Source organism: Arthrobacter agilis, assembly GCF_006494655.1.
Lineage (GTDB): Bacteria > Actinomycetota > Actinomycetes > Actinomycetales > Micrococcaceae > Arthrobacter_D > Arthrobacter_D agilis.
In genome coordinates this window covers 96608-110987 of the sequence record NZ_VHIM01000001.1, presented here as the reverse complement: position 1 = coordinate 110987, position 14380 = coordinate 96608, and the positions used below count along the sequence as shown (strand labels likewise).

Below are 14380 nucleotides of genomic sequence, written 5' to 3'. Positions count from 1 at the left end.
GCGCCGGCGTCACGCACAGTGATGGGTGTCACACCGACGTGCCTCCCTGCGCGGCAAGGATGCCGCCGTCGCGGTCGGTGGGACGCCCGAGAAGGAGGAACCATGGGTTCGCACCCAGTAGAGCCGGACGCCGGCTCCGGTGCTGCCGTCGACTTCACCGAAGTCCAGCAGACCGAGCAGTTCAAGGAACTGCGCAAGCGCCACCGCAGCTTCGTCTTCCCCATGGCAGTGTTCTTCCTGCTCTGGTACTTCGCCTACGTGCTACTGGCGGACTACGCCCACGAGTTCATGGCAACGCCCGTGTTCGGCAACATCAACGTCGGCATCATCCTGGGACTGCTGCAGTTCGTCAGTACCTTCGCCATCACCATGTGGTACGTCAGCTACGCCAACCGGCGCCTCGACCCCATTGCCGCGAGTCTGCGCCATGAACTCGAGGAAGCAGCCCCTGAAGTATTCGTCGACCCGTCAGGTGGAAAGAAATGAGCATCATCACCGCAGCGGGTATCCGCGTCCCACTGCAGACAGCGGAGGCCACCAGTGTCGGCTCGCCCGTCCTGAACATCGCGATCTTCGGTCTGTTCGTCGCGATCACCCTCGTGATCGTCCTGCGGGCCAGCCGCAACAACAAGACCGCCGCCGATTACTACGCGGCCGGTCGCTCGTTCACGGGCGGCCAGAACGGCACCGCCATAGCCGGTGACTACCTCTCCGCGGCCTCGTTCCTCGGCATCGTCGGCGCGATCGCGATCAACGGCTACGACGGCTTCCTCTACTCCATCGGTTTCCTCGTGGCCTGGCTCGTGGCACTGCTCCTCGTCGCGGAACTCCTCCGCAACACGGGCAAGTTCACGATGGCGGACGTCCTCTCCTTCCGGCTCAAGCAACGGCCCGTGCGCATCGCAGCGGCGATCACCACGCTGGCGGTGTGCTTCTTCTACCTCCTGGCCCAGATGGCCGGTGCCGGCGGGCTCGTCTCGCTCCTGCTCGGCATCAACGACCGCCTCGGGCAGTCGATCGTCATCACAGTGGTCGGCGTGCTCATGATCATGTACGTGCTGATCGGCGGCATGAAGGGCACCACCTGGGTGCAGATCATCAAGGCCTGCCTGCTGATCGCCGGCGCATTCATCATGACCATCTGGGTCCTCGCGCTGCACGACTTCAACCTCTCGACGCTGCTGGGTGCCGCCATCGAGACCTCGGGCAACGCGGCCATCACGAGCCCCGGCCTGCAGTACGGCGTCAGCGCCACCACGCGGCTCGACTTCCTGTCCCTCGCGCTCGCCCTGGTCCTCGGGACGGCGGCCCTGCCCCACGTGCTCATGCGCTTCTACACCGTCCCCACGGCGAAGGAAGCCCGCCGCTCGGTGGTCTGGGCCATCTGGCTCATCGGGGCGTTCTACCTCTTCACGCTCGTCCTCGGCTACGGTGCGAGTGCCCTCATCGGCGCCGATCGCATCGCGGCCGCTCCCGGCGGCGTCAACTCGGCGGCACCGCTCCTCGCCTACGAGCTCGGCGGGTCGATCCTCCTCGGACTCATCTCCGCCGTCGCCTTCGCCACGATCCTGGCGGTGGTCGCAGGCCTCACCATCACCGCGGCGGCGTCCTTCGCGCACGACATCTACGCGAGCGTCATCCGGAAGGGCAAGGTCGACCCCGACGGCGAGGTCAAGGTGGCACGCCGCACGGTGATCGTGATCGGCCTCCTGTCGATCGTGGGCGGTATCGGAGCGCAGGGCCAGAACGTGGCCTTCCTCGTGGCCCTCGCCTTCGCGGTCGCTGCCAGTGCGAATCTGCCCACCATCCTCTACTCTCTGTTCTGGAAGAAGTTCAACACCCAGGGCGCCATCTGGAGCATGTACGGCGGGCTCGGCTCGGCGATCCTGCTGATCGCCCTCTCGCCCGTGGTGTCCGGCGGTGAGAAGTCGATGATCCAGGGAGCCGACTTCTCGATCTTCCCGCTCAGCAACCCCGGCATCGTCTCGATCCCGCTGGCCTTCTTCCTCGGCTGGCTGGGCACGGTCCTCTCCCGCACCACGGAGGATCCGATGAAGCAGGCAGAGATGGAGGTCCGCTCGCTGACCGGCGTCGGAGCCGAGAAGGCCACCGACCACTAGGCCGCGCGTCGTACGGAGGGGCCCGCTCACCGGATGTTGGGCGGCCCCTTTCGCGTCCCTGACGACGACCGCAGGTACGCCCGGTCGGACGGGCGGGCGGTGATACGGCCAGCGGCGATCGGCGTCGTGCACGGGCTCGCTCAGGTTCGTGCGGCTGTCGCGGAGTCGCGGACATCGTCGACGTCGTGGGCCGCGCGGAACCGTTCAATCGGTCCTTGCGGGCCGGGCGTTCCGGGCACACACTGAAGGTGGCCGCAAGGGTGCGGCCCTGCCGAAAGGGATTCCGATGAAACGCTTCGTCCTCGTCGCCGCGGCAACCGCGGCGTTCGCTCTCATCCCGTCGACCGCGGCCCTGGCAGAGCCTGCGTCCGCGACCGGGTGCCCTGCCAGCAACCAGGTCCTGATCGTCGCGCAACTCCTCGAGGAGGGCTACCGGCTTCCCGGGGTGATCGACTCCGAGGGCAACGCGAACGGACTGGTCTGCGGCAAGCCGCTGAACCCGGTGGTTCAGGAGTTGCAGTGTCCAGCGGTCGACTGCGCGGTGCCCGTCATCTACGGCTTCCGCGACGACTCCCTGACCCGGTAGCAGAGGGAACTCTTCGCCCTCGTCAGCTCGGGCCGGTCGGCATGCACGCGCGGGGCCGTCTGCCGTCCGTCGCCCACCCGATCGACGGTGGGGAGGCGCTGTGCGCTAGGACGGTGGGCGCGGTCCGCGTGCCAGGAGCGGCTCCACGCGGAAGGGGACGAGCTCGCCCATCGCAAGCGAGGTATCGCACCGTTCCACGCCGTCGCAGGCCAGGATCTTCCCGTTGATGCGGAAGAGGTCCTCGGCGTCGACGGCCACCACCCGCACCAGGATGTCGGCCTGGCCGGTCAGCCCGAACGCCTCGATGACCTCGGGTACGGCCGCGATGCTGTGCGTGATCGCCGCCAGTTTCTGCTGCTGGACGTGGACGTGGATGAACGCCGTCAGCGGGTAGCCGAGTGACACCGTGTTGATGCGGCGCTCGAAGGAGAGGAACACCGACTTCTTCTCCAGTTGCGCCATCCGTGCCTGCACCTGTTGCGGGAGAGCCCGAGCTTCTGGGCGAGGGCGACGACGGTGCGCCGCGGGTCCTTGGACATTGCCTGGAGGAGTCGCGTGTCCGTGAGGTCGAGGGGTTGCATAGTGCGCAACGCTAACACGAGCCCAACGACCGGAATAGGGCACTCTGCTCAGTGGACAAGGAATCGGTTGTGCCATCTGCGGCCTGTGAGTAGGGTCATATTCATTCCGGGTAAAGGCGCCCGGTGCCCTTTGGGCCTGCCGATCGCGGGGAAGGGGCCGTCTGATTAGCGGAGGTATCGTGCAATGAGCGAGGACGCCACCCGGCCGGGCCGAGGATCCACATCGGGGTCCGACCGGCAGGACACGAGGCCGCGAGCCATGAGCGGGACAGTCCTCCCCGGCCCGCTTCACGAGGCCGCGGACGAGCTCGTCCAACTCGTCGACCACCACGGCGTGCGTCACCCGCACGACCACTACGACGACCTCGTTGCCGACGTCGACGGCGCCGCCCTGCAGAAGCTGTACGAGGACATGGTGGTGGTGCGCCGCATCGACGCGGAGGCCACGGCTCTGCAGCGCCAGGGGGAACTGGCTCTCTGGCCGCCGCTCCTCGGGCAGGAGGCTGCGCAGATCGGCTCCGGCAGGGCACTGCGCTCGGACGACTTCGTGTTCTCCAGCTACCGCGAGAACGCCGTCGCTTACTGCCGGGGCGTCGACCTCGCCGACATCCTGCGTGTCTGGCGCGGCAACGCCTCGTCGGGCTGGGACCCCTACTCCATCAACATGGCGACACCGCAGGTCATCATCGGGGCACAGACCCTGCACGCCACGGGCTACGCCATGGGCATCATCAACGACGGCGCCGACTCCGCCGCCGTCACCTACTTCGGCGACGGTGCCACGAGCCAGGGTGACGTCAACGAGGCCATGGTCTTCGCTGCGAGCTACCAGGCGCCCGTCATCTTCTTCTGCCAGAACAACCACTGGGCCATCTCCGAGCCGGTGGGAGTACAGGCCCACGTCCCGATCGCACGAAGGGCGCCCGGTTTCGGCATCCCGTCCGTGCGGGTGGACGGCAACGACGTCCTCGCCTGCCTCGCCGTGACCCGCGAAGCACTCGCCCGCGCCCGATCGGGGGGAGGCCCCACCTTCATCGAGGCCGTCACCTACCGCATGGGGCCGCACACGACGGCGGACGACCCGACCAGGTACCGGGACGCCAACGAACTCGAGGACTGGAGCGCGCGCGACCCGCTCGCTCGCCTCGCAACGCTGCTCGACTCGCTGGGACTGCTCGACGCGACCTACTCCGACGCCGTGAGGGCGAAGGCCGACGCCGTGGCCGCGGAACTGCGCGAGGGTTGTCTGTCCATGCCGGAACCGGCGCCGTCGGACGTCTTCCGGCACGTCTACAGCGAGCCGAACTCCTGGCTGGACCGCCAGCAGGACCACTACGAGCGCTACCTCGCCTCCTTCGCCCAGACCTCCCAGGAAGGCTCCCGCTGATGTCCACCATGACCTTCGGCCGCGCGATCAACGCAGGCCTCCGCCGCGCGATGGATGACGACCCCAAGGTGATCCTCATGGGTGAGGACATCGGCAAGCTCGGTGGTGTTTTCCGCATCACCGACGGCCTGCAGAAGGACTTTGGCGCCCACCGCGTGCTCGACAGCCCCCTCGCGGAAGCCGCCATCATGGGTACCGCCGTGGGGATGGCCTATCGGGGGTACCGGCCCGTGGTCGAGATCCAGTTCGACGGCTTCATCTACCCGGCGTTCGACCAGATCGTCTGCCAGGTCGCCAAACTGCACTACCGCACGCAGGGCGCCGTGAAGATGCCCATCACCATCCGCGTGCCCTTCGGCGGCGGCATCGGCTCGCCCGAGCACCATTCGGAATCACCGGAGGCCTACTTCACGCACACCTCGGGGCTGCGCGTGGTCAGCGTCTCGAACCCGCAGGATGCCTACACGATGATCCAGCAGGCCATCGCCAGCGACGATCCGGTCCTGTACTTCGAACCCAAGCGCCGCTACCACGTCAAGGGTGAAGTGGATGAGGGGGCGATCCCGGCGTCGTCGGACATGGGAACGGCCCGCGTGGTCGCTCGTGGCACCGACGTCACCCTCGTGACCTACGGTCCCCTCGTGCCCACCGCCCGCGACGCCGCCATCGCGGCGTCCGACGACGGCATCTCGATCGAGGTGATCGACCTGCGGTCGCTCGCGCCGATCGACTTCGCGACGGTCGAGGCCTCGGTGCGGAAGACCGGCCGGCTCGTCATCACGCACGAGGCCGCGCAGTCCGGCGGGCTCGGCGCGGAGATCGCCGCCAGCATCACGGAGCGCTGCTTCGACTACCTCGAGCACGCGCCCGTGCGCGTCACGGGGTTCGACATCCCCTACCCGTACTCGAAACTCGAATTCCACCATCTCCCCGACCTCGACCGGATCCTCGACGGGGTGGACCGTGTACTCCGCCGACAGAACTCGCTGAGCGGCCTCGAGGGCCAGGGGGCGGCGCAATGACCGCGGCCACCCTGTCATCGGCCGGCACGTCGACCGGCATCCGGGAGTTCCGGCTGCCCGACCTCGGGGAAGGACTCACCGAGTCGGAGATCGTCCAGTGGCACATCGCCGAGGGCGACACCGTCGAGCTCAACCAGATCATCGCCGACGTCGAGACCGCCAAGGCCGTCGTCGAACTCCCCTCGCCGTACGCGGGCGTCGTCGTGACCCTGCACGAGGCCGCCGGGACCGTGGTCGACGTCGGTGCGACGATCGTCTCGTTCAGGGTGGGGAGCGAGTCCGGCGAGGTCTCGCCACCGCCCGAGGAGGAGGAGCCCGCCAAGCGTGAGCCGAACCTCGTGGGATACGGCGCAGCGGTTGAGAAGGGGGGCCGACCCCAGCGGCGCGCGCGCCACGCGACGCATGCCCCGGCCCCCGGCCCTGCGTCCACCAGGGAGGCTCCGCCCGCGACAGCACCCGAGCCAACTCCCGACCCTGCAGTCACCGGTGCAGACCGGCCCCGATCGACCCCTCCCGTCCGCAAGCTCGCGCGCGATCTCGGCGTCACGCTCGGCGCGGTGACGGGCACGGGGCCGAACGCACTGATCACGCGCGCGGACGTCCTCGCCGTGCTCGCGGACAGCCCGGACGGCCACAGCCCGAACGCAGACAGGCCGGACGCCGACCGTCCGGACGCCGACAGCCCTGCGGGGGCTGGCCCTGTCGCTGGGGACTCCGCCCCGGCGTCGGGCCCGGGCCCGTCCGTCCCGCCGCGCGCCGGTGTCCAGCGTGTCCCCATCCGGGGCATGCGCAAGCACACAGCCGCGGCCATGGTGGCGAGTGCCTTCACCGCTCCGCACGTCACGGAGTTCCTGACCATCGACGTCACGCCGACCATGGAGCTGCTCGCCGACCTGAGATCGAGCCGCGCCTTCGAAGGCACGAGGGTCACGCCGCTCACCATCGTCGCCAAGGCCGTGTGCATCGCGATAGCGCGCAATCCGACGCTCAACTCGTCCTGGGACGAGGCTGCGCAGGAGATCGTCCAGTACTCGGACGTGAACCTCGGGATCGCCGCCGCGACGCCGCGCGGGCTGCTGGTCCCGAACATCAAGGAAGCGCAGTCGCGCACGCTGGTCGACCTCGCTCGGGCGCTCGGGGCGCTGACCGAGACCGCGCGCGCCGGCAGGACCCCTCCCGCCGATCTCGCGGGCGGAACGGTCTCGATCACGAACATCGGTGTGTTCGGCATCGACGCCGGTACGCCGATCCTGAACCCGGGTGAGGCGGCCATCCTGGCGATGGGAGCTGTGCGCAGCATGCCGTGGGAGTACCAGGGTGCCGTCGCACTGCGGTCCGTGATGACGCTCAGCCTGTCCTTCGACCACCGGCTGGTCGACGGCGAGCAGGGCTCGCGCTTCCTGGCCGACGTCGGGACCATCCTGCGCAACCCCGCGATGGTCTTGACCATGGTCTAGGTCCAGGCGATACTCCTGGCGATGGTCCAGGTGCGGGGGCGGGGCCGCGGGGCTAGACCAGTTCGAGGATGAGCTCGCGCACCACAGCGCCGCGCGCCGGCGCGAAGCCCTGCGTCTCGCCGACCTGCTGGAAGCCCCAGCGCTCGAGGATGCGGATGGAGCTCACGTTGTCCGCCACGGCGCGGGCACGGATGGGCCGCTCGGTGACCTCGTCGAGGAACTGCCCGACGGCGGCGGTGGTGATGCCCTGACCCCACCGCGACCTGTCGATCCAGTAGCTGATCTCCGGCGCATCGCCGTCGTGGTAGGCCAGGATGCTGCCCACCACGTCGCCGTCGGACAGGATGGTGCGCACCGTGATCTTCCGATCATTGAGGATGTCCTGCCAGTGGTGGTCGAAGACCCCGCGGTCGGACGGGTTCTTCGCGCCGAAAGCCGCCATGTGGTTGGCACTGGGATCCAGCTGGTGCGAGAAGAACTCGTCGAGGTCGGTGGATTCCACGGGACGTAGCGTGATCACGGTGGCACTTTCAGTCGGCGGGGTCCGGCCACACTGCGTGACCGGAGCTTCTCGTGGTTCAGCGTACTAGGCGGCAGGGGATGCCGCAGGGACGCGCCACCCAGGCCAGGAGGGGCACCGGCTACCCGGCCGCGCAGCCCCGGTACCTGCGGGATCCGCCTCGAGTGGTTGTCCTCACACGGTCAGAGCTGCCCACGCCATGTCCTCCAGCAATTCACGCAGCGCGGCCAGGTCGCTGCCGGGGCCGGTGCCGTGCGCTGTGTGGGGCGTCGAGTTGATCAGACCGAACACGGCATGGACCCTGCGTCGCAGCAGCGGGCGCTCGGAATCCGGCTGGAAAGCCGCCAGTTCGTCGATCCAGACCTGGACGTAGCTGCGCTGGAGCGAGCGGACGGTGCGCTCGTCCTCGTCCGGCAGGGACCCGAGGTCGCGGTCCTGAACCCGGATCACGTCGGCGTGGCTCACCGCGAACTCGACCTGGAAACGGATCAGGGCCCGCAGTGCATCCTCCGGTGTGACGGCGGCGGCCGCGACGGCCCGGCCACCTTCGAGGAGGTCCTCGCTCACGCCGGTGAGCAGCGACGAGAGCACGGAGGGCTTCCCGGCGAAGTGTCGATACACGGCCGGACCGCTGACACCTGCGGCGGCGCCGAGGTCCTCGATGGACACGCCGTTGTAGCCGCGGACGGCGAAGAGATGTGCGGCGGCGTCGAGCAGGGCGGCGCGACGGCTCGCCTTGGCGATGCTCCGGCCGGTCATGCGGTCCTCGGTGGGCAGGGCCTCCATGCAATCCTCATCGTCCAGGGGTCTTTCCCTCATTCTGATGGACATTCAGGTTAATGACCACTAACCTGAATCGAGTTAGCGTCTGCTAACTGAATACTGCGCGAGGAAGTAGTCGATGGAGACTCTGACATCGAAGGTCGATCCGCTCTCACCGGCCTTCGCCGCGAACGCGAACGCCCAGCAGGAGCTGGTCGACGAGCTCCGCGCACGTCTCGCCGCGACGGCCCTCGGGGGTCCGCAGCGCTCCCGCGAACGTCACACGGCCCGCGGCAAACTGCTGCCGCGCGAACGCATCGATCAGCTGCTCGACGACGGCAGTCCGTTCCTCGAGATCGCGCCCCTCGCCGCGAACGGCATGTACGACGACGAGTGCCCGGGCGCCGGCGTGATCGCCGGGATCGGCCTGGTCCACGGCCGCCACGTCCTCGTGATCTCGAACGACGCCACGGTCAAGGGCGGCACCTACTACCCGATGACGGTCAAGAAGCACCTGCGCGCGCAGGAGATCGCGCTCGAGAACCACCTCCCGTGCGTGTACCTCGTGGACTCCGGCGGCGCTTTCCTTCCCCGCCAGGACGAGGTCTTCCCGGACCGCGACCACTTCGGCCGCATCTTCTACAACCAGGCCTCCATGTCCGCCCGCAAGATCCCGCAGATCGCGGCAGTGATGGGCAGCTGCACGGCCGGCGGGGCCTACGTCCCGGCGATGAGCGATGAGACCGTGATCGTGCGGAACCAGGGCACCATCTTCCTCGGCGGCCCGCCGCTCGTTAAGGCGGCGATCGGCGAGGTCGTGACCGCGGAGGAGCTCGGCGGGGGTGACGTGCACTCCCGGGTCTCCGGAGTCACCGACCACCTCGCCGAGAACGATCAGCACGCCCTCGAGATCGTGCGCGACATCATCTCGACGCTGCCGTCCACTCCGACCCTTCGCGCAGACGTGCCCGCCCCATCCGCGCAGACCCTCCGTGAGGGCGGGACCACGCCGGAGGAGCCCGCCGTCGCCCCCGAGGAGCTGTACGGCGCCGTCCCGACCGACGTCAACGCCGCCTACGACGCCAGGGAGGTCATCGCACGGATCGTCGACGGATCCCGCTTCCACGAATTCAAGCGCGAGTACGGCACCACGCTCGTCACCGGTTTCGCCGCCATCCACGGGCACCAGGTCGGGATCGTCGCCAACAACGGCGTGCTGTTCAGCGAGTCCGCACTCAAGGGCGCCCACTTCATCGAACTGTGCGATCAGCGTGGCATCCCGCTCGTCTTCCTCCAGAACCTCTCGGGCTTCATGGTCGGCAAGGACTACGAGGCGGGCGGCATCGCGAAGAACGGGGCCAAGATGGTCACCGCGGTGGCCACGTGCCGCGTCCCGAAATTGACTGTCGTCGTCGGCGGCTCCTTCGGCGCCGGGAACTACTCCATGTGCGGCCGGGCCTACTCACCGCGGTTCCTCTGGATGTGGCCGGCGAGCCGCATCTCCGTGATGGGCGGCAACCAGGCATCGTCCGTCCTCGCGACCGTCAAGCGGGACCAGCTGGAGGGCCGGGGGGAGCAGTGGTCCGCAGCGGACGAGGAATCATTCCGCGCTCCCATCCGCGACCAGTACGAGGCGCAGGGCAATCCGTACTACTCGACCGCACGGCTCTGGGACGACGGCGTGATCGATCCCGCGGACACCCGCACCGTCCTCGGACTGGCCCTCGACGTCTGCGCCGCAGCGCCCCTGCCCGATACCTCCTTCGGCCTCTTCCGGATGTGACCCCGATGACCTCTTCCACACACACCACCTCCCCAGCACACGGTCCCGCGCACGCCCCGGTAGGCTCCTGGCCCTTCGACACCGTGCTCATCGCCAATCGCGGCGAGATCGCGTGCCGCGTGATCCGCTCGGTCCACGCCCTCGGGCTCCGCGCCGTCGCGGTTCACAGCGACGCCGATGCAGGCGCCCGCCACGTCCTCGAGGCCGACGTCGCCGTCCGGATCGGGGGAGACGCGCCCACGGAGAGCTACCTCTCCATCCCCGCCATCGTGGAGGCCTGCCGCCGCACCGGCGCCGGCGCGGTGCATCCCGGCTACGGGTTCCTCAGCGAGAACGCGGCCTTCGCCGAGGCGCTCGATGCGGCGGGCATCGTCTTCATCGGTCCGTCGGTGCATGCCCTGGACATCATGGGCGACAAGATCCGCTCCAAGAACCACGTGGGCGGCTTCGACGTGCCCCTGGTGCCCGGCATCGCCGAACCGGGACTCACCGACGCGGCGCTGCTCGCCGCCGCAGACGATGTCGGCTTCCCCCTGCTCATCAAGCCGTCGGCCGGCGGTGGCGGCAAGGGCATGCACGCGGTCCACCGTGCCGAGGACCTCACCGACGCCCTCGCCACGGCACGCCGCGTCGCCGCACGGGCGTTCGGCGACGACACGCTGTTCCTGGAGCGGCTGGTCGAACGCCCGCGTCACATCGAGGTGCAGGTGCTGGCCGACCGCCACGGCAACGTCATCCACCTCGGCGAACGCGAGTGCTCCCTGCAACGGAGGCACCAGAAGGTCATCGAGGAGGCGCCGTCGTCCCTCCTCGACGAGGCGACGCGCCGCCGGATCGGCGAAGCGGCCTGCAGTGCCGCGCGGAGCGTCGACTACACGGGAGCGGGGACCGTGGAGTTCCTCGTCTCCGACGCGGCACCGGACGAGTTCTTCTTCATGGAGATGAACACGCGCCTCCAGGTGGAGCACCCTGTCACGGAGCTCGTCACCGGGGTGGACCTCGTCGCCTGGCAGATCCGCATCGCCGCGGGCGAGGAACTGTCACTGACGCAGGACGACGTCGTCCTCACCGGTCACGCCGTCGAGGCACGGGTGTACGCCGAGAACCCCGAAGCCGGATTCCTGCCCTCCACCGGGACCGTCCTGGCGCTCACCGAGCCCGCGGGCGACGGCGTCCGTGTCGACAGTTCCCTGCTGCCGCGCGGGACCGTGTCGTCGTCGTACGATCCGATGCTCGCCAAGGTGATCGCGTGGGGTCCGGACCGGCGCCAGGCACTCGATCGCCTGGACGCCGCGCTCGCGGACACCGTGGTGCTCGGGGTGGACACCAACATCGAGTACCTGCGCCTCCTGGTCACCGACGACGACGTCCGCGCCGGGCGGCTCGACACCACCATGATCGAGCGGAAGCTCCCCGGTCTCGCCTTCCGGCGCGCGACGGCCGAGGATCTCGCGCTCGCCGCCGTCCTCCTCGCCGGGTCCGACCCCGCGGTCGCGGGAGGCTCGCCCTGGCACCGCCGGGACGGTTTCCGGCTGGGGACCGCGAGGCCGCGGTCCATGGTCCTGGAGACCCGGGGCGCCACCGAGACGGTCCTGCTGCAGTCTGTCGGCGTGACGTGGGAGGCGACGGTGGGGGACGTCGTCGTCTCCGTCGTCGTCTCCGATGGCGTCGGTGCGAGCGGCGCCGTGACGATCGACGGCATCCGTTCGCGCCGCAGCGTCGCGGTCGACGGCGACACGGTCTGGCTCGGCGACGCCGGCTGGTCGGCCCGGGTGCGCCGCCTCACCCGACGCGACCTGCTCGAGAACTCCCTGTCGCGCATCAGCCGGGAGGAGGGTGCAGCGGACCCACTCGTCCGCAGTCCCATGCCGGGCACCGTCGTGTCCGTCGCGGTCGAGGACGGCGCCGTCGTCCGAGCCGGCGACGTCCTGCTCGCCGTCGAAGCCATGAAGATGGAACACCAGCTCACCGCCGCCGTCTCCGGCGTCGTCCACCTGTCCCTGAAGCCCGGGGATCTCGTCAGGGCCCAGCAGGTCGTCGCGACCATCGAGACCTCCACCAGTGAGACCTCCACCAGCGGTACGTCCACCATCGATACCAAGGTCCCGCCGACCGAGCAGCCAGCCAGCCCCGCAGACCATCCCACGGAAGGTAACGCAGCATGAATTTCGAACTGAGCGAGGAATACCAGGACCTCGTCGACACCGTCCGCGAATTCGCCGACGAGGTCGTGGCCCCGGTCTCCGCCAAGCACGACGCCGAGCACAGCTTCCCCTACGAGGTCGTGAAGCAGATGGGCGACATGGGGCTCTTCGGCCTGCCCTTCCCCGAGGAGTACGGGGGAATGGGCGGCGACTACTTCGCGCTGTGCCTCGCGCTCGAGCAGCTGGCGCGCGTGGACCAGTCCGTGGCCATCACCCTCGAGGCGGGCGTCTCGCTCGGCGCGATGCCCGTCTACCGGTTCGGCACCGAGGAACAGAAGCAGCAGTGGCTGCCGTCCCTCGCCTCGGGTGCGGCCCTCGGCGGATTCGGTCTGACGGAGTCCGAAGCGGGGTCGGACGCGTCCGGGACCAAGACGACGGCGAGGCTCGAGGAGAGCGCCGACGGCCAGGGTGAATCCGAGTGGGTCATCAACGGGACCAAGGAGTTCATCACGAACTCCGGCACCGACATCACCTCCCTCGTGACCGTCACCGCGGTGACCGGGACCTCCGAGCGGCCCGACGGCACCGTGAAGAAGGAGATCTCCACCATCCTGGTGCCCTCGGACACCCCCGGCTTCACCGCGGAGAAGGCCTACAACAAGGTGGGCTGGAACGCCTCGGACACGCATCCGCTGACCCTCAAGGACGTCCGCGTGCCCGAGGCCAACCTGCTCGGGACGCGCGGCCGCGGCTACGCCAACTTCCTGCAGATCCTCGACGAGGGCCGCATCGCCATCGCCGCACTCGCGACGGGCGCCGCGCAGGGCTGCGTGGAGCAGTCCATCCGGTACGCGGGGGAGCGCATGGCCTTCGGCAGCACCATCGGCGCCTACCAGTCCATCCAGTTCAAGATCGCCCGCATGCAGGTCCGCGCGCACACCGCACGCCTGGCCTACTACGACGCCGCCGCCCGTATGCTGGCCGGCAAACCGTTCAAGACCCAGGCGTCCATCGCGAAGCTCGTCGCGGGGGAGGCCGCGATGGACAACGCGCGCGACGCCACCCAGATCTTCGGCGGCTACGGTTTCATCAACGAGTTCGTGGTGTCCAGGCACTACCGTGACTCGAAGATCCTCGAGATCGGCGAGGGGACCACGGAGGTCCAGCTCATGCTGATCGCGAGGGAGCTCGGGCTCTAGCGCCCGGCACCGCCCGTCCGGGGAACGTCGAAGGAGAAGCAGTGATCAACAAGGTGGTTGGCAGCGCGGCCGAGGCCGTCGCGGACATCCCCGACGGTGCCTCGCTCGCCGTCGGCGGGTTCGGCCTGTGCGGGGTCCCGGTGACGCTCATCGACGCCGTGCATGCACAGGGCACGGCGGATCTCGAGACCGTCAGCAACAACTGCGGCGTGGACGGCTGGGGACTGGGCATCCTCCTGTCCGACCACCGGATCCGCCGGACGATCAGCTCCTACGTCGGCGAGAACAAGGAGTTCGCCCGCCAGTACCTCTCCGGGGAGCTCGAGGTGGAACTCACGCCGCAGGGCACGCTCGCCGAGAAGCTCCGGGCCGGCGGTGCGGGTATCCCCGCCTTCTACACGACGGCGGGCGTGGGGACCCAGGTCAGCGAGGGCGGGCTGCCCCAGCGGTACGACGCCGAGGGGAACGTCACGCAGGCGTCGAGGCCGAAGGAGGTGCGGTCCTTCGACGGGGTCGATCACGTCCTCGAGGAATCGCTGCGGCCCGACTACGCCCTCGTCCACGCCTGGAAGGGCGACCGGCACGGCAACCTCGTCTTCCACGCGACCGCCATGAACTTCAATCCGCTGTGCGCCCAGGCCGGTCGGATCACCATCGCCGAGGTGGAGGAGCTCGTGGAACCGGGGGAGCTCGACCCGGCACAGGTCCACACGCCCGGCATCTTCGTCCAGCGCGTCGTCCTCGCCCCCGGCGTGGAGAAGCGCGTCGAGAAGCGCACGGTCTCGCTGGCCGCCCCCACCTCAGCCGAAGGAGCCTGAC

At 69.1% G+C, this 14380-nt stretch carries 12 protein-coding genes and 1 pseudogene; 10 read left to right on the top strand and 3 right to left on the bottom strand.

Annotated elements, in window-relative coordinates:
• Positions 1–102 precede the first annotated feature (102 nt).
• The 3 genes from FJV46_RS00525 to FJV46_RS00515 all read left to right on the top strand — a co-directional run bounded on the left by FJV46_RS00525 (position 103) and on the right by FJV46_RS00515 (position 2706).
• Positions 103–486, top strand: coding sequence for a DUF485 domain-containing protein (locus FJV46_RS00525; protein ID WP_087030672.1), 384 nt, complete (start codon positions 103–105; stop codon positions 484–486).
• Complete coding sequence (locus tag FJV46_RS00520) at positions 483–2120, top strand: monocarboxylic acid transporter (RefSeq protein WP_087030669.1); 1638 nt, start codon at positions 483–485, stop codon at positions 2118–2120. Before FJV46_RS00525 ends, FJV46_RS00520 begins: the two co-directional genes overlap by 4 nt.
• Positions 2121–2406: 286 nt before the next feature.
• Positions 2407–2706, top strand: a complete 300-nt coding sequence (locus FJV46_RS00515; RefSeq protein WP_087030665.1) for a hypothetical protein — start codon at positions 2407–2409, stop codon at positions 2704–2706.
• 105 nt (positions 2707–2811) lie between these two features.
• Here the strand turns inward: FJV46_RS00515 and FJV46_RS00510 are convergent.
• Positions 2812–3287 (bottom strand): annotated as a pseudogene (locus tag FJV46_RS00510) (Lrp/AsnC family transcriptional regulator).
• Positions 3288–3471: 184 nt separating this feature from the next.
• On the opposite strand from FJV46_RS00510, the gene pdhA reads away from it, so the two are divergent.
• The 3 genes from pdhA to FJV46_RS00495 are packed head-to-tail and all read left to right on the top strand — an operon-like array spanning position 3472 to position 7153.
• Positions 3472–4674, top strand: coding sequence for a pyruvate dehydrogenase (acetyl-transferring) E1 component subunit alpha (pdhA, locus tag FJV46_RS00505; protein ID WP_370684697.1), 1203 nt, complete (start codon positions 3472–3474; stop codon positions 4672–4674).
• Entirely contained in the window at positions 4674–5696 is a 1023-nt protein-coding gene (locus FJV46_RS00500; RefSeq protein WP_087030660.1) for an alpha-ketoacid dehydrogenase subunit beta, read from the top strand. Before pdhA ends, FJV46_RS00500 begins: the two co-directional genes overlap by 1 nt.
• A complete protein-coding gene (locus FJV46_RS00495) occupies positions 5693–7153 on the top strand; it encodes a dihydrolipoamide acetyltransferase family protein (RefSeq protein WP_087030657.1) in 1461 nt (486 codons plus the stop codon). The genes FJV46_RS00500 and FJV46_RS00495 overlap by 4 nt, the downstream gene beginning before the upstream one ends.
• 52 nt (positions 7154–7205) lie before the next feature.
• On the opposite strand, the gene FJV46_RS00490 is transcribed toward FJV46_RS00495, so the two are convergent.
• Together FJV46_RS00490 and FJV46_RS00485 are read right to left on the bottom strand one after the other, a co-directional pair.
• Positions 7206–7673, bottom strand: a complete 468-nt coding sequence (locus tag FJV46_RS00490) for a GNAT family N-acetyltransferase (protein ID WP_087030653.1) — start codon at positions 7671–7673, stop codon at positions 7206–7208.
• Between the two features lie 174 nt (positions 7674–7847).
• A complete protein-coding gene (locus FJV46_RS00485; RefSeq protein WP_087030649.1) occupies positions 7848–8459 on the bottom strand; it encodes a TetR/AcrR family transcriptional regulator in 612 nt (203 codons plus the stop codon).
• 115 nt (positions 8460–8574) lie between these two features.
• Between FJV46_RS00485 and FJV46_RS00480 the strand changes: the two genes are divergently transcribed.
• Genes FJV46_RS00480 through FJV46_RS00465 form a run of 4 tightly spaced genes read left to right on the top strand, consistent with a single transcriptional unit; the run spans position 8575 to position 14379 of the window.
• Positions 8575–10218, top strand: a complete 1644-nt coding sequence (locus FJV46_RS00480; protein WP_087030646.1) for a carboxyl transferase domain-containing protein — start codon at positions 8575–8577, stop codon at positions 10216–10218.
• Between the two features lie 5 nt (positions 10219–10223).
• Positions 10224–12383 carry an acetyl/propionyl/methylcrotonyl-CoA carboxylase subunit alpha gene (locus FJV46_RS00475; protein ID WP_087030643.1) on the top strand — a complete coding sequence of 720 codons (2160 nt, stop codon included), beginning with the start codon at positions 10224–10226 and terminating at the stop codon, positions 12381–12383.
• Entirely contained in the window at positions 12380–13561 is a 1182-nt protein-coding gene (locus tag FJV46_RS00470) for an acyl-CoA dehydrogenase family protein (RefSeq protein WP_087030640.1), read from the top strand. Before FJV46_RS00475 ends, FJV46_RS00470 begins: the two co-directional genes overlap by 4 nt.
• A gap of 41 nt (positions 13562–13602) precedes the next feature.
• Positions 13603–14379: a CoA transferase subunit A gene (locus tag FJV46_RS00465; RefSeq protein WP_087030638.1), complete on the top strand. Its 777-nt coding sequence runs from the start codon at positions 13603–13605 to the stop codon at positions 14377–14379.
• The last annotated feature ends 1 nt before the right edge of the window (position 14380 follow it).

Excerpts from the sequence above, each read along its gene's own strand:
- FJV46_RS00525 (WP_087030672.1), top strand. The coding sequence starts at position 103 with ATGGGTTCGCACCCAGTAGAGCCGGACGCCGGCTCCGGTGCTGCCGTC.
- FJV46_RS00520 (WP_087030669.1), top strand. The coding sequence starts at position 483 with ATGAGCATCATCACCGCAGCGGGTATCCGCGTCCCACTGCAGACAGCG.
- FJV46_RS00515 (WP_087030665.1), top strand. The coding sequence starts at position 2,407 with ATGAAACGCTTCGTCCTCGTCGCCGCGGCAACCGCGGCGTTCGCTCTC.
- pdhA (WP_370684697.1), top strand. The coding sequence starts at position 3,472 with ATGAGCGAGGACGCCACCCGGCCGGGCCGAGGATCCACATCGGGGTCC.
- FJV46_RS00500 (WP_087030660.1), top strand. The coding sequence starts at position 4,674 with ATGTCCACCATGACCTTCGGCCGCGCGATCAACGCAGGCCTCCGCCGC.
- FJV46_RS00495 (WP_087030657.1), top strand. The coding sequence starts at position 5,693 with ATGACCGCGGCCACCCTGTCATCGGCCGGCACGTCGACCGGCATCCGG.
- FJV46_RS00485 (WP_087030649.1), bottom strand. The coding sequence starts at position 8,459 with ATGGAGGCCCTGCCCACCGAGGACCGCATGACCGGCCGGAGCATCGCC.
- FJV46_RS00480 (WP_087030646.1), top strand. The coding sequence starts at position 8,575 with ATGGAGACTCTGACATCGAAGGTCGATCCGCTCTCACCGGCCTTCGCC.
- FJV46_RS00475 (WP_087030643.1), top strand. The coding sequence starts at position 10,224 with ATGACCTCTTCCACACACACCACCTCCCCAGCACACGGTCCCGCGCAC.
- FJV46_RS00470 (WP_087030640.1), top strand. The coding sequence starts at position 12,380 with ATGAATTTCGAACTGAGCGAGGAATACCAGGACCTCGTCGACACCGTC.